This window comes from Kitasatospora sp. NPDC092286 (assembly GCF_044755565.1).
In the GTDB taxonomy this organism is placed as follows: Bacteria; Actinomycetota; Actinomycetes; order Streptomycetales; family Streptomycetaceae; genus Kitasatospora.
In genome coordinates this window covers 21,895-41,131 of the sequence record NZ_JBIVRD010000016.1, presented here as the reverse complement: position 1 = coordinate 41,131, position 19,237 = coordinate 21,895, and the positions used below count along the sequence as shown (strand labels likewise).

Genomic DNA, 19,237 nt, shown 5'->3' with positions numbered 1-19,237 from the left:
GAATCAGGTGTGGGTCACTCCGGCCCGGCCTGCGCCTTGGCCTCCGCCTCCTCGAAGGTCGCCGAGGCCTCCGGCCGGGCCAGCGTGACCACCAGCTCGCCGTCGCTCACCTCGGCGATCAGCGTGTCGCCCTCCTGCACGGTGCCCTCCAGCAGCAGGTTGGAGACCCGGTTGTCCAGCTCCGACTGGATGGTCCGGCGCAGCGGCCGCGCCCCGAACTCCGGCTGGTAACCCCGGTTCACCAGCCACTCCTTGGCCTGCTCGGTGACCTCCAGCCGCACGTCCTGCGCCTTCAGCCGGCGCCTGCTGCGCTCCAGCAGCAGGTCGACCACGGAGAGCAGGTCCTTCCGGGTGAGCGCATGGAAGACGATCACCTCGTCGATCCGGTTGAGGAACTCCGGGCGGAACTGCGAGCGCAGGTCGCGCATCAGCTCGTCCCTGATCTCGTCGACGTTGCCCGAGTGGTCGAGGATCCGCTGCGAGCCGATGTTGCTGGTCATGATGACCACGGTGTTGCGGAAGTCGACCGTACGCCCCTGGGCGTCCGTCAGCCGTCCGTCGTCCAGCACCTGGAGCAGCAGGTTGAAGACGTCCGGGTGGGCCTTCTCCACCTCGTCGAAGAGCAGCACGCAGTACGGCTTGCGGCGGACCGCCTCGGTGAGCTGCCCCGCCTCCTCGTAGCCGACGTACCCGGGCGGGGAGCCGACCAGCCGGGAGACGGTGTGCTTCTCCTGGAACTCGCTCATGTCGAAACGGACCATCCGGTCCGGGTCGCCGAACAGCAGCTCGGCCAGCGCCTTCGCCAGCTCGGTCTTGCCCACACCGGTCGGCCCGAGGAAGAGGAAGCTGCCGGTCGGCCGCTCCGGGTCGCCCATCCCGGCCCGGCCGCGCCGGACCGCCTGGGAGACCGCGGTCACCGCCTGGTCCTGGCCGATCACCTTCTGGTGCAGGTGCTCCTCAAGCTTCAGCAGCCGCTCCCGCTCGGTGGCGTTCAGCTCGGCGACCGGGATGCCGGTCCGCCGGGAGAGCACCTGCGCGATGTCGTCCGCGGTGACCTCGACGACCTCCTCGCGCGACTCCGCCATCGCGGCCAGCTCGTCCTCGGTCTGGCGCAGCTCGGTCTTGAGGTTGGCGGCCCGCACGAACTCCTCGTCCGCGATGGCCTCCTCCAGCTCCCGCCGGAGCTTGGTGATCCGGTCCTGCACCGGCGCCGCCTCCGTCGCGCCGCTCAGGCTGCGCAGCCGGACCCGGGCGCCGGCCTGGTCGAGCAGGTCGATGGCCTTGTCGGGCAGGAAGCGGTCGCTGACGTACCGGTCGGAGAGGGCGGCGGCCGCGTCCAGCGCCTCGTCGGTGAACCGCACCTGGTGGTGCGCCTCGTACGCGTCGCGCAGCCCGTGCAGGATCTCGATCGTCTCCTCGACACTCGGCTCGGGCACCAGCACCGGCTGGAAGCGGCGCTCCAGCGCGGCGTCCTTCTCCACGTGCTTGCGGTACTCGTCCAGGGTGGTGGCGCCGACCACGCTCAACTCGCCCCGGGCCAGGGCCGGTTTGAGGATGTTGCCGGCGTCCATCGAACCCTCGCCGCCGGCGCCCGCGCCGACCACCGTGTGCAGCTCGTCCAGGAAGAGGATCACGCTCTTCTCGGCCTCCGTGACCTCGTCGATCACGGCCTTCAGCCGTTCCTCGAACTCGCCGCGGTACTTGGAGCCGGCCACCAGCGCGGTCAGGTCCAGGGCGACCACCCGCTTCTCCTCGAGGTTCTGCGGCACGTCCCCGGAGACGATCCGCTGCGCCAGGCCCTCGACGATCGCGGTCTTGCCGACGCCCGGCTCACCGATCAGCACCGGGTTGTTCTTGGTCCGGCGGGAGAGGATCTCGACGGTCTGCTCGATCTCCTCGGCCCGCCCGACCACCGGGTCCAGCCGGCCGGCACGGGCCTCCTCGGTCAGATCACGGCCGTACTCGTCCAGGGTGGGCGTCTGGCTGGGGTGCGCGCCCGTGCTGCTGCGCTCACCGCCCACGCCACGCCCGTCCAGGACCGTGCGCAGCGCCTCCTGCGAGGGCGCGGCGTTGCGCAGGGCCGCACCGGCGCCCGAGCGCTCCTCTCCCAGCAGCGCGCCGAGAATGTGCTCCGGCCCGATGTAGGAGGCACCGGCCGCCTGCGAACGGGCGTGCGCGGCCAGCAGCGCGCGCTTGGCGGCCGGGGTCAGCGAGGGCCGCCCTTCCGGCGCGGCCGTCGTGTCCCCGGAGGGCAGCGCCTTGGCCAGGTCGTCCGCGAGCCGGTCCGGGTCGATCCCGGCCCGCTCCAGCATTCGGCGCGACGGGTCCACCCGGGTGGCGGCCCAGGCCAGGTGCGCGGTGTCGAGGTCGCTGCCACCGTCCTCCACCGCACGCTGCGCGGCCAGCGCCAGCAGTTCCTGTGAGGACTCGCTCAGCAGCCGGCCGATCGGCACCCGTTGCACGGCGGGCGGGGACGCCATCGGGCTCATTCCGAAGAACCGGCTGAGCAGATCGGAGAACGGATCGTTCGATCCGAACGGGGGCATCGTCACGGTGGATCACCTCTCCCAAGCGGTTTGGCCCCACACAAACACAGGCGGCGAGCCCCCGCCTGTCGGGACAACCCGCCCGGTTACCCGGTGAAGTGGTCGAGCAGCACACCGCCGCTGTACGTGACCACCATCGCCAGCACGCCGCCCACGATGTTCCGCAGCACCGCCCGCCCGGGCCCGGCCCCACCGAGGCGGGCGCTCACCCAGCCCGACAGCGTCAGCGCCACCAGGACGGCCGCCACCGTCACCACCAGCCGCAGGGAATCCGGCGGCAGCAGCACCGCGAGCAGCGGCACCAGCGCGCCGAGGGTGAACGCGGCGGCACTGGCGACCGCCGCCTGCCAGGGGTTGGTGAGCGCCTTCGGATCGATGCCCAGCTCGGTGTGCGCGTGCGCGGCCAGCGCGTCCCGCTCGGTGAGCGCCACGGCCACCTCCCTGGCCAGGCCGTCCGCCAGGCCGGCGCCGCGGAAGAAGTCGGTCAGCTCGTCCAGCTCGCCCTGCGGGTCCTCCGCCAGCTCGCGCCGCTCCTGCGCCAACGCGGCCTGCTCGGTGTCCCGTTGGGTGCTGACCGAGACGTACTCCCCGGCCGCCATCGACATCGCCCCCGCCAGCAGCCCCGCCACACCCGCCGCCAGCAACGCCGTCCGCGACTCCGCCGCACCCGCGACACCCGTGACGATGCCCGCCGTGGAGACCACCCCGTCGTTCGCCCCGAGCACCGCCGCCCGCAGCCAGTTGAGCCGCGCGGACAGCTCCGCCCGACTCGCCTCCTGCTCACCCATCGGCGCCACTCCCTCGACCACCTCCCCCACCCGATGATCACCCACCCCACCACCCCCCGCACCTCCACCACCCGCCCGGCCGAGGGCCCCCGTCCATGCTCAGGCCGGCTTCGAACCTCCGACGCAGCAGCTATGGATCAGTCAACCGCGACCCAGCGGCCACGGTGATGGCAAACGAATCGAGCGTCGATTCGATGCTTCTGATGAGTCCGGAGAGCCCCTATCTCCTGATGCGTGAGCCCGTCGACAATTCGAAGGTCGTCGGTGAGATATCGCGCCCCGCAGTCGAAAAGAACATGGCAGTTAGGGCAGAGACAAAGGATGTTCTCCGGGACATCCGGACCATGATAAGGGTGGCCGATTGCCTGAATGTGCGCGCCCTCACTATAGAAGGAGCCGCCCGGCACCTGAAGGATCTGGCTACACATCTGACAGTGCCCCTTGTGTAGCCGTTTCACCAGTTGCGTGACGGCACTCTTACGGACAGTCCTCTGGATCGTGACGGACTGCCTGGGCACCGGCCCATGCACGCCTTCGTCGCCGTGAAACGGCTGGACCTCAACCTCATCACGACCCTCCGAATCTGCGGCAACCAGCCGGAACTGCCAAATGCGGTAGCCGTCCGCGCCAAGCTTGCTGTGATGTGATTCCACCCGAAAGAGGCCATCGTAACGAAAACCCGACTCGGGCGAATACTCGGGGTCTCCCTTGGCGCCACGAATGACACGGATCAGATTACCTTCAAGTTCACTCCGAACTAGACCGGCATTGCCAGGATCATCGATATTCTGATCACGGACCTGACGCTTGTTCTCCTGGCCGCCATGCCCGGTATAAATGATCACATCGCCGTAATCTTCATCGTCTCGGTAGCCACCCGATACGACGATTGAGTCTGCCCCTTCCGACGAGTTGCCGTGAATGCCGCTCATCAGCGGCGCGTGCACTCCAGCCTCGCTGAGCTCCCTCCGCCGCTGGTAGTGAGACCCCACCGGGTGACCTTCAATGTGCCCAAAGACCTTAGCCATGACACCAGTTTCGCAAGCGAGTACGACATCGCGGCCCGATTTTTGGAGACGGCAGAGAGTCAGGTCTTGAGGATCCACCGTCGGACGGATCCTTCACGGTGGCGGCTGGGGGGCCGGTTGAGGTGGGCTCGGACGGTTTCAAGCCGCCAACACCCGCTTGATAGGACCCACTTACGCCCGCCCCTCGACGCCCGCGGCCACGTCCCGCCGCCCAGCCCTAACCTGCGCGTTTCACTTGGACCCCTGTCCGGATCATGGCCAGGAACGCGAAAGTGCCTTCTGAACTGGGACGATGAGGCCTGTCTAAGGTCTCCGTCAGCCCAGCAGGAAGGCACTTTCTACGTGCACACTACCGGGTCACGTCCCCGGCTCATCGTCTCCACCAACGGGCGCGGGGTCTGCAGCCACGCCAGGTCGCGCCTGCTGGCCGACCTCGCCGATGCCACCGGCCTCACATAGGCCTTCAACGACGCCCTGCGTCGGCTTCGTCCGCGCGGCACCGGCCACGAACCGGGCCGGATCGCCGCCGATCTGGCGGTGATGCTCGCCGACGGCGGCGAAGCGATCGCCGACCTGCCCCTCCTACGTGACCAGCCCGAAGTCTTCGGACCGGTTGCCTCCACCCCGACCGCCTGGCGACTACTGGCTGGCATCGACCTTGCCGCACTCGCAGCGCTGCGCGCGGGCCGCGCCGCCGCCCGCAAGACCGCCTGGCTGCAAGCCGGCGAGACCCGCGACGGCATCCCTGTCGCCCACGCCGGCGGACGTGAACTGCCAGGCCTGGTCCTGGACATCGACGCCACCCTGGTCACCTGCCACTCCGAGAAGGAGAACGCGGCTCCGACCTACAAGCACGCTTCGGCTACTCGCTGTTGCACTGCTGCCATCCATCACCAGAGCGAAGAAGACCGCCAGGTCGGTGAGAACCCGATGCTACGCAGGAGCGGGATACGAAGGATTACCACGGCGACGGTGACATCGACTGCACGTCAGACTTGCACGCTACTGAACTTGAACTGGTGGTGTCGGGTGGGCGAGGGCAGGCTTCGCCTGATGGGGTGCTCGGAAGAACTCGCTGGCTTTGGACGGTGCTGGCTGCGATCGTGAGGATGTGCCAGATGATCTGACGATGCAGCCGCCGATGCCGGATACGAAGTGGTCAGCCGGGTCGTTGCGGATCACAAGCCGCACGATCAGCGCCGCCGACATCTCGGCTCGGCTCGGGATCATCCCAGATCAGCAGTTCGAGCAGGGGAGCCTGACGAGCCCACGCAGTCCGAACAGCCTCCGGCGGGAGGCGAGCGTGTGGATCCGAGGGAGCGGTCTGGGGAACGACCGCTGGCTGGATGAACATGTTGCGGCCCTGCTGAGCTTGGTCGACGGGCACCGTGAAGAGCTGCTGCGGCTATCAGCCGACTGCGATCTAGTGTTGTTTCTCGGCTTCGGGAGTGAGGACGGTCAAGGGGTCTGTGTCTTGCCAGCGCGCATGCTCGCAGAGATCGGCGCTCTGGGAGTCGATGTGATTCTGGATCTTTATCCGCCGGCACCGGAGGTTGCGGCCATCGAGATGTGACCGCCGCAGCCCAATCAGCCGTCCAAGGCGAGGCCGGTGCCGGCGAGGCACCCATCGACCAGGTGCGGGCGATATTGGATCTGCTTGAGCTTGTGCTTGACGGCTCGGGTGAGCTGACCGAGGTTGGCTGCGGCGAGGTTGCCGATGTCGCGCTTGACCAGCGACCAGATGCCCTCCTGCGGGTTGAGGTCCGGGGCGTACGTGGGCAGTTGGAAGACTGTCAGCCAGTGCGCGTTGGCCTCGAAAAACTCCGTGAGCGGCGGCACAAGGTGGATGCGGGCGTTGTCCCAGATGAGGACGATCGGTCCACCGAGCTGGATTCGGGCGCGGACGATCAGATCCCGGAAGTCGCGCCAGGTGAAGCCCTTCGGCTCGCCCTTGCGGCCCCGGTACTCGCGGATCCCGTAGATCAGTCGGGAGCGTTCGCCCGACTTGTAGCAGGCCATGCCCGCCATCGAGACCCGGCCGGAACCGCGACCACGCACGCGGACGACCGGTGTTCGCCCGACGCGGCCCCAGGTCCTGGCGCGCGGCGGCGTCATCGACTGCCCGGCCTCGTCCTCGAAGACGATCCAGGCGCCGCGACCCGCCGCAATGCTTTTACCTGCGGCCACACCTCCTTCCTCCACAACTCCACCGCCGCGTCGTCGCGCTCGATCGCCCGCCGGGCCGGCTGCTGCCATGACCAGCCGTGCCGTTTCAGCAGCCGCCACGTGCCCTCCACCGTGTAGCTCACCTGGAACAGGCGCCCGATCAGCGCCTTCACCCGGGCCAACGTCCATCGCTGATCCGTCCAGCCGTGGACCAGCGGGCCGCGCTCCAACTCCCGCTCCAGCCTGGCGATCTGTCGATCACTGAGTCGCGGCCGCCCCGGAGATCCCTTCGACAGAACCCCAACCTCACCGCGCTCGCGCCACTGCCGACGCCATCGCTCCACCGAGCGCTCGCTCACCCGCAACGCGGCAGCGATCTCCCGGTTCTTCTCTCCGCCCTCGAACCGTTCCACGGCCTGCAACCGGACCCGCTCCCGTGCGGCCCTCCCAGCGTCGGTCAGCCCGCCACCCTGCGCGTATCTCACAGCACAGGGCTACCGAATCCGGCTGGCCGCTGTCAGGCAAACGGCCCCGACATCACCCAATCAAGTTCAGTAGCTGCGGAGTTGCGACCACATTCTCCCGGGGTGGAGCAGGGGAACCCCTTTACACAGCAACTGTCGGCGTACCTGCCCTAACCTGCGGGCGGCCCACGCCCACTGCGCCGTCTCCTCGCCGCCGGCGACGACTCACCGCCACGTACGGCTCGATCTAGCAACCATAGAGGACGCCCTGTGACCACACGAGAGCCAGCACCGGACTCCGCCCTGCAGGCTTCGCCACCCACAACTTGGCGATCAGCGTGCCAAATTTCTCGCTTGGGATGTGGTTCATGGCCAGAAGGGCCTAGACTACCCAGACCTCAATGTTGATCATATAACTGTGAGAGATAGTGCCATGACGACACAGCACAGCCTGACGCGCAGCACGGGCATGCAGTCTGCAGGATGGTTTCTTGACCTGCACTCGGCAGGTCGCCTCGACCTCGACCCTCCATACCAGCGGCGAAGCGTCTGGAACCTCTCCTTCAAACAATTCTTCATCGATTCACTTATTCGCAATTACCCGGCGCCGACCATATTTCTACAGGTTGACGTCTTTGTGGACAAGCCAACCTTGTATCGAGTTATCGACGGCAAGCAGCGACTTTCGGCGCTGTTCGAGTTTCAGAGAGATGAATTCGCAACGCCTGACACTCTCGACGACATCGGCCTGGGCGGGATGTATTTTTCAGAACTCCCCCAACCGGTAAAGCTTCAGATCCTGGAATACATATTCACGGTCGAGCAGATCAAGAACGCCTCCCCGGGTGAACTCAACCAGGCTTTCGATAGGCTCAACCGGAACGTCGCTCGCCTAAACAAGCAAGAGTTGAGACACGCCAAGTTTGAAGGCGAGTTCATCAAAAAGGTTGAGCAACTCGCCGAACACCCCTTCTGGGTTCAGGTCGGCCTTGTTACGCCAGCTCGAATTCGCAGAATGCAGGATGTCGAGTACGTATCGGAGCTGTATGTAGTTTCCTTGGATGGAATCCAAGAGGGCAAAGATTACCTTGACGAAATCTACGCCGGATACGACCGAGAGATTAAAGACGAGCGCGATGCAGACGTTCGATTCTTCTCGGTTCAGGATTACCTGAAGAGTCTTGATGATATTTTTCCGCTTAAGCAAACCCGGTTTTCAAACGTAGCAGACTTCTACTCCCTCTGGGCTGCAGTAACGACGATGCACCGGGATGGAAATCTGCCCGATGTGAAGTTGGCAGCTACCCGCCTAAGCGAGTTCGCCGCAGAGGTCGAGGCCCAGGAGACTAGGCGATCGAATTCTTATCGCGTCGCAGCAGTTCAAGGGTCAAACAAGAAGTCGAACCGAGAATTGCGCTCGAGCTACCTCATCGAAGCTTTGCAGAGGTAGCAATGTCGACGACAATACCGGCATCATTTCGAGGCCTCTACGACAATATCGCCTCAGAGCTTGAAGTAGGCAGGAAATACTTCCTCTCCCGCCTGGAAGCGGAGCTATCAGACCTAAGTCCGGTGGTTATTCAGGTCCGGGTAAAGGCTGCTGCTTCCGTATATGAGAAGCTTCAGAAGGGTGAATCGTCACAGCTTCGAGACCTGGACGACCTTATTGCCGCCCGCGCGGTATTCCTTCATCCAGATCAGGTCTCTAACGCCATCGACAGGTGCCGAAAGACATTCCCAGTTAGGGAGGAAAAGAATACAGAGGCCGGCAAACCGGAAGACTTCAGATACCAACAACCTCACCTTATCGTCGGATTTCCCGAGGATTATTCTGAGCGACGCCCCGAGCTCGGCAATATAAAGGTTGAACTGCAGTTCACAACCTATATCCAGCATGCCCTGCAGGAGTCAACACACGACGTAATCTACAAGGGTGCACGCTTCTCATGGCGAGAACATCGCCTAGATAGCAGGCTTCGCGGGCTCCTTGAGATAGTTGACGATGTCTTGGCAAACCTAGCTGACCTTGCAAAGGTTAATGAGGACCCTTCATACCCACTATTCGACTCGCGCAATCAGATCATCGCTGCAGCGCAGGAAATTTGGAGTGAAGGTCAGCTACCAACAGATCTTCGCAGGTTCGCAATCACAGTCGAAGGCCTTCTCAAAATTTCTGGCCTCACCGTGAGCCAGTGGATCGACCTTGCTGAATCCAACACGGATCTAATTTCCGCCTTCTCCTTGACGCCTATCGACAAGGTCCTTGGGGTAATTCTTCGACACAATTCAACTCAATTCATCAGCTCGCTCAAAAAGCGGAAGATCTTGGTCAGCTCGGAACTTGAGGCTCTCGTTCCAGAGGCCCAGGGAATTCCCCAAGTAAATCGCGTAAATATCTAGATCCCTACTCCGATTCAAGGGCGGGGGAGCGATTTTAGCCGGCGCCTTGCCTGGTCTGGGACCAAGCATGATCGGGGACCGCGAACTGCCCCGCGAATCGGGCAGGCTCCTCGCTTGCCCGCGATCTGACCGAGTTGCCCCCGTTCTTGCTCAACGCGGGTCCCGGACAGGGATGTGGGTAAGACCGTAAGGCCACCCGTCGCCAGCCACAGCCGGTAGAGGCCTGTACCCATCCCTTCCGGTCCGGCGCTTGGCGCGACCGGCCGCCACCCGCCCCCGGGCGAAGACGGGGTGCGAGGCGAGCAGCAAGGCTGGCGCCCTGGCGCGCAACACGCGTCCTTGAATTCGTAGTTGCTCGTCCGCCTGGCTGCCAAGGTATCCCGGCAGCACCTCGGCGACTCCTGCACGCTCCGCGGTCTGGGGGGCGAGCAACTCAAAGCGCCCCTGTGTGGGTCGGCGACAAGATCGTGAACGTCGACCGCAAGGATCAAGGGCCAGTTCGGGAGGATCATTCCTCTTGAACTGGCCCCAAGGACTGGTGGGCGCGGACGGTTTCGAACCGCCGACATCTGCTTTGTAAGAGCAGCGCTCTACCACTGAGCTACGCGCCCCCTGTCGCGGCCTGGTGGGGGCACGACGACTGCCTAGGGTACCTGGTCCGGGGGGTGGTGTCGTGCAGGTGGTCGGGGAGTGGGACGGGTGGGGTGCCGGTGGGGCGGGGTGATCGGGAAGAATGGGTGGCGGATCAGCGGTCGGAGCAGGGAGCGCGCAGTGAGAGTGGCCGACGGGAGCGGGCGAGGGCGGCGGCTGGGGAGTGCGGCGGTCGAGGCGCTGGTGCTGCCGTTGGTGGTCGCGGGTGCGCTGGGGGCTGCCGGGGCGGCGTCGTTCGGGGCCGGCGGCGGCTGGTGGGGGCGGCGCGGCGGCGAGAGCATGCGGGCGGACGCCAAGGCGGCCCGGGACGCGGCGCAACAGGCTTTCTACGAGCTGGACTCGACGCAGCGCGACGTGCGGCTGGCGGTGGAGACGGTGCGCGCGGCGGAGGACGGTGCGACGGCGCGACGGGCGACGGCGGACTTCGAGGCGATCTCCGGCCGGATCGACCAGGTGACCGTGAACTACCTGGCGGCGCTGGACGCGCACGATCTGGACGCGGAGGAGCTGGAGGCGGGTGCGGCGGCCCGGGCGCGGCACCAGTTGGAGGACGTGAAGGGGCAGCTGGGCTCGGCGCAGGCGGAGCTGAACGCCTTCCTGGAGCGGCTGCAGCCGGTGCTGCAGCACGCCGAGTCGCAGCTGATGCGGGTGACCCCGGCGGTGGAGCAGGCGAAGCGTTCACTGCTCGCCGCGACCACCGCGCTGGAGGCGGTGCGCGGGGCCGGGCTGCGGGCGGACGATCTGGCGACGCGGCTGGCGGAGCTGGCGCCGGAGCTGGGGCGGCTGAACGAGGGCGCGGCCCGGCACGGGGTGGCGGCGACGCTGCAGCGCGCCGAGAACGTGCAGGAGCGCGCGGACGCGATCGCGGCGGACGCGGGGCAGTTGCCGGAGCGGGCACGGGAGATCGACCGGCGGGTGGCCAGTCTGCGGACCCGGATCCAGGCGCTGGAGACCAAGGCGGCCACGGTCGAGCCGGCGCTGAGCGAGTTGCGCCGGCGGTTCAGCACGGCGTGCTGGCAGGACCTCCAGCGGGTGCCGGACCAGGTGGCGGAGACGGGGCGCGCGGCCGAGCAGAAGCTCGCGGAGGCGGCGCGGGCGCGCGATGAGCAGCGCTGGGCGGACGCGACGGGCGCGATCGGTACGGTGCGCGCCCTGCTGGACACGGCGGACGGCTCGGTGGTCGCCGTCAACGAGCGGCTGCGGCAGCTGAACGAGGTACAGCACGACCCGAACCGCGAGATCGAGCGGACCAGGTTCGCCCTCCGCGACGCCCAGCGGCTCGCGATGGCGGGCCGGCAGGCTCCGGACCCCCGGCACGCCGGTCCACTGGACGCCGCGGTGGGGCGGCTGGACCGGGCGGTGGCCACGCTGGAGGCGGCCGGGCGGCACCCCGACTACTGGCACTTCCTGACCGAGCTCGCGGCGGTGCGGGAGTCGGCGGCGCGGGTGGTGGAGCTGATCCGGGGCGACCTGGGCAGCCAGCGGTAGCCCGACCGGAGAACCGTAGAAGACGTCGGAGGGGCTGCCGGAGAGCCGTGCCGGGATCCGCGCCCCTCGGACGGCTCATCCGACGGCGGGCTGGGTACGCTGCCGGTATGCCACGCTACGACTTCCGCTGCCGCTCCTGCGGCGCCACCTTCGAACTCCGCCGCGCGATGGCGCAGGCCAACGACCCGGCGGTCTGCCCGCAGGGGCACGAGGACACCGTGAAACTGCTGTCGACCGTCGCCGTCACCGGCGCGGCCTCCGGCGGCGCCCCGCAGCAGGCGCCGTCCGGTGGCGGGGGCGGCTGCTGCGGCGGCGGCTGCTGCGGCTAGCCACGCCGGGCACCCCCAGCCACGAACAGCCGGCACCGAACAGCCGACCCCGCCTACCCGACCGCCACCGCCTCGACCTCGCCCCGCACCCGGCCCAGGAACTGACGGACGATCTCCTCCCCGGCGGCCACCCCGACCTGGTCGAGCGCGGTGACGCCGGGGGCCGTCCAGCCGCTGTCGGCGAGCTCGCCGTGCCCGGGGCGCCAGGCGGCGTCGGCGGCGAGCAGCAGGTCCGCGTCGAGCAGCGAGTCGCCGGCCGCCAGCACGACCGCCCCACCGAGCCGCCGCTCGACCTCCGCGAGCGCCGCGCTCTTGCTCAGCGGCGCCGGGACGGCGTACACCTTGCGGCCCTGGAGCGAGACCGTCCAGCCGCGTTCGGCGCACCAGCCGGTGAGTTCGTCGAGCCAGCCGGCCGGCAGCTCGGCGCGCTCGACGACCAGGTAGGCGAAGAGCTCGTCGGCGACCCGGCGCTTGTGCGTCCACTCCGGGTCCGCGCAGAGCGCCAGGTGCTCGACGACCTCGGCGAGCGGCACCGACGCGGTGGCCAGCCGGCCGGCCACCTCGGCGCGCCAGTCCTCGTCCGGTACGCCGTCGACGATCAGCTGGCCGCCGTTGCTGCAGATCGCGTAGGCCGGCACCCAACCTGGCGTCGGGCCGGGCAGGTTGACGCGTTCGTACTGCGTCCTGGTCCGGGTGGTGGCGGGGACGAGGACGGCCTCCCGGGCGAGTTCGGCCAGCAGCTCGGCGGCCTGCTCGGTCATGAACGAGAGCGCCTTGCCGTCGTGCACCTCCACCGAGAGCAGTCGCGGGGCGAGCCGGTCGGGCACGTCCAGGGCGAGGGCGCGGTTGGAGTAGATCAGGGTGCGGTCGAGGTCGCTGGCGACCAGGAAACGGCTCATCGGGCTCAGGACTCCTTCACCAGAACGGCTGTGCCGGCGGCACCGGTCGCTCCACGACTGTAACGGGGGTGGATGAGGCCGACGCAGGAGTACGGCAGATCGTCGACCTCCTCCACCGGGACGCCGCGCTGCGCGGCGAGCAGGCGGACGTGGTCCAGGTCGGCTCCGCTGCCGCGGCGGGCCAGGACCCGCCAGGGGACACGGCGCAGCATGACCCGGGTGGTCTCGCCGACGCCCGGCTTGACCAGGTTGACGTTGTCGATGCCGTACTCGGCGCTGATCCGCTCGACGGCGGCCCAGCCGGCCCAGTCGGGGTCGCGGTCCCCCGTGCCGAGGCGGCCCTCGGCGACCAGGAGGTCCGCGGCCGCGACGGCCTCCGCCCGGACGTCGGCGAAGTGGTCGGCGACGGTGTCGAGGAAGGCCCCGGAGACGTCGCCGCCGGCCAGCTCGGTGTAGTGCTTGGCTCCGTGGAAGTCGTCGGGGCCGATGAGGTCACCGCGCAGCACGGTGCGCGAAACCAGGCCGGAGACGGTCGAGTTGAGGCAGGCGGAGGGGATGAGGAAGTCGTCCCGGGTGCCGTAGGTGCGCACGCAGCGGCCGGGGTCGGCGAGGACGGCCAGGCCGGGGTTGAACGCGGTGCCGGCGAGGGCGTCGGCGAGTTCGCGGGTGATCGCGCCCTTGCCGGTCCAGCCGTCGAGGAACACCACGTCGGGGGCGTGGTGGTGGGCGTCCAGGTAGCGCACGGCGACGGGGTCGATGCCCCGGCCGCGAATGATCGAGACGGCGTAGTGCGGGGTGTCCAGACCGTGCGCGAAGGCGTACCAGCGGCGGATCAGGATGCCGACGGGCGTGCCGGCCCGGGCCAGCGAGGCGAGTACCAGGCCGCGGCCGCGCTCGCGCAGCAGGGTCTCGGCGACGGTGCCGACGGCGAGCGCGATCCGCCGGGCGGAGACCCGCAGGGCCTGGTGGAACAGCTCCTGGTACTCGGGGCTGGGCTGGTACTCGACCGGCAGTGACTCGGCGTAGTGCGCGCCGCCGTTCTGCACGGCCTCCTCGCGCTCCTCGGTGGGGGCCTCCAGCGGGACGTCGGAGAGGTCCTTGAGCAGCCAGGCCACCTCGTCGGGGCGGTAGGACGAGAACGCGGGGCCGTACAGCGGACGCGGCAGCGCCGGGTCGACGGCCCGGCCCACCGGCCCGGGGTCCGTGGCCCCGGGACCGCCCGGCCGGTGGGACGGCAGCACGGCGAGCACCACCCGGTCGGTGACCTGCCGCAGCTGGGTCAGCAGCGCCCGCTCGCCCTCGTACAGGGCGGGCGTGTCGGCGACGTCGTCCACCACCAGCACGATCGCGTCGAACCGGCGGGCGGGGTCGGCGCCGGGGGCGACGTTGTAGGCGAAGCGCTCGCGCGGGGAGTCGTCGCGCGGGTCGTCGTGGGCGGGGAAGGCCAGCCGGGTGCGGATGGCGTAGCCGGGGTCGTCCACCGCGAGGACGGGCGAGCGGGTGGTGGTGGAGTAGCGGACCCGCTCCTCACCGAGCCGGTCCGCGAGCGCGCCGGCCAGTCGCAGCGGGGCGTACATCAGCTCCTCGAAGCCGAGCACGAGCACCCGGCCGTTCTCCCGGCCATTGTCGAGCCCGTCGAGCCCGTCGGCCAGCTGCCCGGCCAGCCTCGGCAGCACGGCGTCCAGGTGGGCGCGGTGCGCGGTGGTGAAGCCGTGCCGGCCGCCGTCCGGCAGACCGGCGGGCCAGTCGAGGGCGATCCGGACGAGCGGGGCGGGCGTGGCCGGGGGCGGCGCGGGGGCCGGACCGACCTCGGCGATCAGCCGCTCGGCGCGCGTCAGGATGTCGGCGGGCAGGTCGACGCCTCCGCCGGCGGCGGCCACCAGGTCGATCCGGGTGCCGAGTTCGGCGGCGGTTTCGGCGAGCCGCCGCTGGTCGGCCTCGCCGCGCAGGTCGACCAGCGCGACGACGACGTAGTGCTCGCGCGGGTGGCGGGCGTGCAGTTCGCGGATGGTGTTGAGCACGGTGTTGCCGGTCGAGAACTCGTCGTCGACGAGGACCAGCGGGCCGTTCCCGGCGAGCAGCCGGGGGTCTGCGGGCAGCAGCAGGTGGGAGGTGGCGTGCGAGTGCTCCTCCTCGAAGCCGCCGACCGGCTCCACGCCCGCCACCGGGCGACGGGTGGAGTGCAGGTACGGGGCGTCCAGGCCGTCGGCGACACTGTGGCCGAGGCCGGTGGCGGTCTCGGCGTAGCCGAGGACGACGGCGCGCGCGGCCGTCTCCCCGCCCAGCAGTTCGCGCACCCGGCGGCCGAGGTCCAGGCCGGCGCCGTGGACCACGGAGGGCCGCTGCGGGACGTGCTTGCCGAGCACGGTGGAGACCAGCAGGTGGGCGCGTTTCCTGTTCTCCCGCAGGGCCAGGCCGACCAGTTCGGGGAGCCGGTCGGAGCCGGTCAGGCCGACGCCGACCCGGTCGGCGACCCAACGTCCGGTCCACACGTGCTGTGCTGTCACTACTGGCCCTGCTTTCGGTGCTTTCGGTGGTGCGATTGTCCTTGGATACCGGCCGGCCCCCGCCGCCGATCAGCGCCCGGCCTCAGCCGGGCCACGGGCCCGGCCAGATGCCCCCGACCCGGCCACGGCCTCAGCCACAGAGGCAGGCCGAGAGCAGTTCGGCGAAGCTGACGTCCTCCCGGGCCACCCCGAACACCTCGGCCCGCAGCAACACCCGCTCCGCCCAGGCCCGGTGCGGCTTGGCCTCGTTCATCTTGTTGGTGTACGCCGAGCGCAGCACCCCGCCCCCGCCGCGCTCCTGGTCGAGGATGTCCCGCGCGTCGCAGTACTCCTCGTGCGTGACCACCGAGAGCGCGTGCACGGCGGGGACGTGGCTGGGGTGGATGCAGGTCTTGCCCAGCAGGCCGTTGGCCCGGTCGAGTTCGATCTCGCGGATCAGCCCGTCCAGGTCGTGCTCGATGATCCGCTGGCGCACGGCCTCCCCGGAGGGCTCGGCCTCGGCGAACGGGGTGCGGCGCAGCTGCGGCTTGAACATCCGCTCCTGGACCGGGAAGTACTCCCAGACCGGCCCGGTGACGGTGAACCCGGTGCCGTCGGCCCGGCCGAGCACGTTCACCACGTCCCCGATCACCGCCGCGACCAGCGAGACGTCGTACGCGGTGAGGTCCGGCGAGCGGCGCAGCCCGTACGCGGAGCACAGGTCGGTGACGCCGAGGCGGACGGCGAGGACGCGCTCGCGGTACTTGTCGAGCAGGCGGGCGATGCCGAACAGCTGCTCGCGGCGGGTCTCCAGGTGGGCCAGCTCGGGTGACTCCAGGACGGGCATGGCGAACAGCCGCCGGCCGGTGGCGGTCTCGGCGGCGGTCAGCGCCTCCAGGAAGTCGCCGCCGCTCTCCTCGGTGAACTTCGGCAGGACGAACCCGGTGAGCAGCCCGACGGCCGGGCCGAGTCGATCGGCGAGGTCGGTGATCTGGGAGGCCGTGCGAACTCTGATGAAGAGCAACGGGAGGTCATGTGTGCAATCCGTGGAGACCTCCCCGGAATCTCCCCCGAAAACCGCCCCCTCGCCCCCGCCCGCACCCTTTTCGGAGAACCCGCCCGAGAGCTCCCCCGAGCCCCCTCCGGGGAGTTCCCCGGACGCCTTTCCGGAGGCCTCTCCGGACACCTCTCCGAGGAGCTCGCCGAGCTGCGCGACCAGATTGGCCTCGGCGGCGGTCACCTCGTGGTCGGCGATCGCGTCCTCCAGGCAGAGCACCATCGAGACCACGCCCCGGGCGGCCTGCCTGCGGATGTCGGAGCGCAGCGTGGGCCTGGTGGCGGGGCTGTAGAGGGTCGCGCCGAGGGCGGTGGCGAGCACGGCCGCCTCGCTCCCCGCGGAGAAGGACCGGGGCTGTTCGAGGAAGAGCCGGCCGCGTACGTCGTCGGCGAGGTGGCCGAAATGGCGCATGGTGCTCTCCTCAGGGGTGTGCGACCGCCGGTCCGGGCGGGGGAGCGAGGTGTTCGGGTGCGGGGGTCGGAGTGCGGGCCGTCGGGCCCCGTTCCGGGTGCGGGGCAACACCATGGTTAACCGGCCCACCGGGCGCGGTGGTTCCCGGGCACGCGCTGCTGATTACCCCCCGCCGAACCCCCCGGGGGGCTTCCCGCCGCCCATCGTACGGACGGCTTCCGGTCGAATACGGTTCCGAAACATCGAATTCTCGGAAGGTTACCCTCCACTTCACAAAGCGCAAGCGTTGGCAAAGTCCCCTACCATTCCGCCTCCTTCGGTCACGTTGTCCGAAGGGGTGGCGAACAGGCAGGATGGTCGGCTATGACGCACGTGATGGCCAAGGGCGCCAACATCGCACTGCCGGTGGCCGCGGTCCGCGCCGTGCTGCGCTGGAGCGCCACGTCCGGCGCACCGGACGTGGACGCGTCCGCGCTGCTGCTGGGCCCCGACGGCAGGGTCCGTTCCGATGCCGACTTCGTCTTCTACAACCAGCCGCGCCACCCCTCCGGCCTGGTGCGCCACCTGCCGAAGCAGCAGACCGGCGGGGGCGCCGAGATCACCGACACCGTGGAGGTCGAGCTCGGCAAGCTGCCGGCCGAGGTGGACCGGGTGGTGCTGGCCGGCTCCTCCGAGGGCGGCTCGTTCCGCGCGGTGGCGGGGCTGCGCGTGCTGCTCTTCGACGCCGCCACCGGCGAGGGCGCGCCCGCGCTCGCCGAGTTCCCGATGCCCGAGGCCGACGATGTCACCGCGCTGGTCGCGGGCGAGCTCTACCGCAGGGCCGGGGCCTGGAAGTTCCGGGCGGTCGGCCAGGGCTACGCCTCCGGGCTGATCGGGCTGGCCACCGACTTCGGCATCACCGTCGACGACGAGGCGGGCGACGCCCAGGGCACGGCCGCCGACCCGACCGCGCACGCCGCCACCGCCCGCACCACCACCGACCCGGCCCCGGACCCGCGCGGTGTCCTGCCGGACCCGCACCCGGCCTCGCGGGCCGAGCCCGGCACCTACACCCTGACGCCGCCGGTGCCGCAGCCACCCACCGTCGCACCGGTCACCGCCGCACCGGTCCCCCCTCCCCCACCGCCGCTGGCGCCGCCCACCGTGCCGCCGAGCACCCCGCCCGTCCCTCCGGCGCCCCCGACGCAACAGCCCGGGTACGGCTACCCCCAGCAGTCGCCCCAGCAGCAGCCGCAGCACCAGCGCGGCGGCTACGGGTACCCCCAGCAGCCCCCGCAGACCTCCCAGCAGCATTCCTCGCCCGGCTACGGCTACCCACCGCAGCAGCAGGCCGACGGCTACGGCTACCCGCCGAACAGCACCGCACAGCCCCAGCCGCCCCAGCACCAGCCACCGCAGCAGCCCTCGCCCGCCCGGCCCCCGGCCGCCGGGGAGGAGTTCGCGCTGCCGCCGCAGGGCCCGCAGTTCCAGCCCCGTTAGGGTCTGTCGAAACCCCTGCCCGGCCGGACAGGGGCTCCCGTCCCCGCCCGCCGCTACTCCGCCCCCGCCCCGCCCTTGTAACCGCGCTGCCACTGCATCCCGAAGCCGTACAGCCGGTCGATGTCCGCCTGGAAGCCGTTCACGTAACGCACCTCGCGACGCACCGTCAGCTGGTTGTCCCCGACGTTCTCGATCAGCACCACCGCACAGGACCGCGCGGCCGCCGCCCGCTCCTCCAGCTTGATCTCGATCCGCGGCCCGGTCTGCGGCACGATCGTCACGACCGCGTTGGCCTGTTCGAAGGCGGGCGTGCCGTCGTAGATGTAGACGAAGATGAGCAGCCGCTTGAACTGGTCCTTCTTCTCCAGGTTGACGTACATCGTCTCGCCGGACGGCGCCCCGTACTGGTCGTCGCCGCTGAGCTTGATGTACGGCGGGTGCTGCAGGTCCCCGAAGAAGCCACCGAGCGGCTGCACCACTCCCCGGCTGCCGTCGGCCAGTTCGTACATGCAGGCCAGGTCGAGGTCGACGTTGACCTGCCCGCCCGCCTGGGAGTCCGGCTCCATCGGGCTGAGGATGCGCGGGCTGAACCAGCGCTTGACCATGTCCCTGGCGCTCGGCCCCGAAGCCGCTATCCGCGTGGTCCAGTGCAGATTGACGTACAGGTAGCCGGTGGTGGCGGCGGCCCCGGTGATCGCGTGGTGCGGGGTCGACTTGGTGAGCGTGATCTTGTGCTGCCCGCCCGGGTCGAAAGTGTTCCGCTCCCCGCGCAGGTACTCCCAGATCGAGGCCATTCCCGTCCTCCCAAGGTCCGCCAGTCGATCTGACGGTCCGCCGCTCCATGATCGGGCATCAGCCCGGCCGCCGGGTACCCCGACTCCCCTACCCATCCACGTTCCCGGGATGCCGTCGGGGCGGCCATCTCGAGCCACCGGCGGGTCGATTGGCGGGGCCAAGCCCCCCTCCCGTAACATGCCGCCCCTTCGGACGCGATATCGTCTAGCCGCACAGGTGTCCCGTCCGCTCCCGCCCCGGCGCGGCGGGC

The 19,237-nt window shown here is 69.4% G+C and carries 15 protein-coding genes, 1 tRNA gene and 1 pseudogene; 7 read left to right on the top strand and 10 right to left on the bottom strand.

The annotated features are described in order from the left end of the window. Positions 1-14: 14 nt before the first annotated feature. From ACIQIB_RS18235 to ACIQIB_RS18225, 3 genes are all read right to left on the bottom strand, one after another. Positions 15-2,546, bottom strand: coding sequence for an ATP-dependent Clp protease ATP-binding subunit (locus ACIQIB_RS18235; protein WP_400652344.1), 2,532 nt, complete (start codon positions 2,544-2,546; stop codon positions 15-17). Between the two features lie 86 nt (positions 2,547-2,632). Then, positions 2,633-3,334 carry a VIT family protein gene (locus ACIQIB_RS18230; RefSeq protein ID WP_363607102.1) on the bottom strand — a complete coding sequence of 234 codons (702 nt, stop codon included), beginning with the start codon at positions 3,332-3,334 and terminating at the stop codon, positions 2,633-2,635. Between the two features lie 137 nt (positions 3,335-3,471). Beyond that, on the bottom strand, positions 3,472-4,362 hold the full coding sequence (locus ACIQIB_RS18225; RefSeq protein WP_400758960.1) for a YDG/SRA domain-containing protein: 891 nt from the start codon (positions 4,360-4,362) through the stop codon (positions 3,472-3,474). Between the two features lie 279 nt (positions 4,363-4,641). Between ACIQIB_RS18225 and ACIQIB_RS18220 the strand changes: the two are divergent. After that, positions 4,642-5,214 (top strand): annotated as a pseudogene (locus ACIQIB_RS18220) (transposase); the annotation flags it as partial. A 259-nt stretch (positions 5,215-5,473) separates the two neighbouring features. Beyond that, the gene (locus ACIQIB_RS18215; RefSeq protein WP_400758958.1) at positions 5,474-5,935 is read left to right on the top strand and encodes a DUF4279 domain-containing protein; all 462 of its coding nucleotides are present in this window, start codon (positions 5,474-5,476) and stop codon (positions 5,933-5,935) included. A 14-nt stretch (positions 5,936-5,949) separates the two neighbouring features. Here the strand turns inward: ACIQIB_RS18215 and ACIQIB_RS18210 are convergent, their stop codons facing one another. Together ACIQIB_RS18210 and ACIQIB_RS18205 are read right to left on the bottom strand one after the other, a co-directional pair. Continuing rightward, positions 5,950-6,549, bottom strand: coding sequence for a transposase (locus ACIQIB_RS18210; RefSeq protein WP_400758955.1), 600 nt, complete (start codon positions 6,547-6,549; stop codon positions 5,950-5,952). Continuing rightward, positions 6,474-7,013, bottom strand: a complete 540-nt coding sequence (locus ACIQIB_RS18205) for a winged helix-turn-helix domain-containing protein (RefSeq protein ID WP_400653479.1) — start codon at positions 7,011-7,013, stop codon at positions 6,474-6,476. The genes ACIQIB_RS18210 and ACIQIB_RS18205 overlap by 76 nt, the downstream gene beginning before the upstream one ends. A gap of 412 nt (positions 7,014-7,425) precedes the next feature. On the opposite strand from ACIQIB_RS18205, the gene ACIQIB_RS18200 reads away from it, so the two are divergent. Then, entirely contained in the window at positions 7,426-8,442 is a 1,017-nt protein-coding gene (locus tag ACIQIB_RS18200) for a DUF262 domain-containing protein (protein ID WP_400652145.1), read from the top strand. Positions 8,443-8,444: 2 nt separating this feature from the next. After that, positions 8,445-9,392, top strand: a complete 948-nt coding sequence (locus ACIQIB_RS18195; RefSeq protein ID WP_400652142.1) for a hypothetical protein — start codon at positions 8,445-8,447, stop codon at positions 9,390-9,392. A gap of 536 nt (positions 9,393-9,928) precedes the next feature. Here ACIQIB_RS18195 and ACIQIB_RS18190 read toward each other — a convergent pair. After that, a tRNA-Val gene (locus tag ACIQIB_RS18190) sits at positions 9,929-10,003 on the bottom strand. Positions 10,004-10,169: 166 nt separating this feature from the next. Between ACIQIB_RS18190 and ACIQIB_RS18185 the strand changes: the two genes are divergently transcribed. After that, on the top strand, positions 10,170-11,531 hold the full coding sequence (locus ACIQIB_RS18185) for a hypothetical protein (protein ID WP_400759109.1): 1,362 nt from the start codon (positions 10,170-10,172) through the stop codon (positions 11,529-11,531). A 107-nt stretch (positions 11,532-11,638) separates the two neighbouring features. Beyond that, positions 11,639-11,860, top strand: coding sequence for a zinc ribbon domain-containing protein (locus ACIQIB_RS18180; RefSeq protein WP_363607104.1), 222 nt, complete (start codon positions 11,639-11,641; stop codon positions 11,858-11,860). 53 nt (positions 11,861-11,913) lie between these two features. On the opposite strand, the gene ACIQIB_RS18175 is transcribed toward ACIQIB_RS18180, so the two are convergent. From ACIQIB_RS18175 to ACIQIB_RS18165, 3 genes are all read right to left on the bottom strand, one after another. Continuing rightward, positions 11,914-12,759 carry an HAD family hydrolase gene (locus tag ACIQIB_RS18175; protein ID WP_363607106.1) on the bottom strand — a complete coding sequence of 282 codons (846 nt, stop codon included), beginning with the start codon at positions 12,757-12,759 and terminating at the stop codon, positions 11,914-11,916. A gap of 5 nt (positions 12,760-12,764) precedes the next feature. Further along, complete coding sequence (locus ACIQIB_RS18170; protein WP_400758951.1) at positions 12,765-15,266, bottom strand: phosphoribosyltransferase; 2,502 nt, start codon at positions 15,264-15,266, stop codon at positions 12,765-12,767. Positions 15,267-15,396: 130 nt separating this feature from the next. Beyond that, the gene (locus ACIQIB_RS18165) at positions 15,397-16,713 is read right to left on the bottom strand and encodes an HpcH/HpaI aldolase/citrate lyase family protein (protein ID WP_400758949.1); all 1,317 of its coding nucleotides are present in this window, start codon (positions 16,711-16,713) and stop codon (positions 15,397-15,399) included. A gap of 363 nt (positions 16,714-17,076) precedes the next feature. Here ACIQIB_RS18165 and ACIQIB_RS18160 point away from each other — a divergent pair, with 363 nt between their 5' ends. Continuing rightward, entirely contained in the window at positions 17,077-18,192 is a 1,116-nt protein-coding gene (locus tag ACIQIB_RS18160) for a TerD family protein (protein ID WP_363607110.1), read from the top strand. Between the two features lie 53 nt (positions 18,193-18,245). Here ACIQIB_RS18160 and ACIQIB_RS18155 read toward each other — a convergent pair whose 3' ends face one another. Then, positions 18,246-18,986, bottom strand: a complete 741-nt coding sequence (locus tag ACIQIB_RS18155; RefSeq protein WP_363607111.1) for a Tellurium resistance — start codon at positions 18,984-18,986, stop codon at positions 18,246-18,248. Between the last annotated feature and the right edge of the window lie 251 nt (positions 18,987-19,237).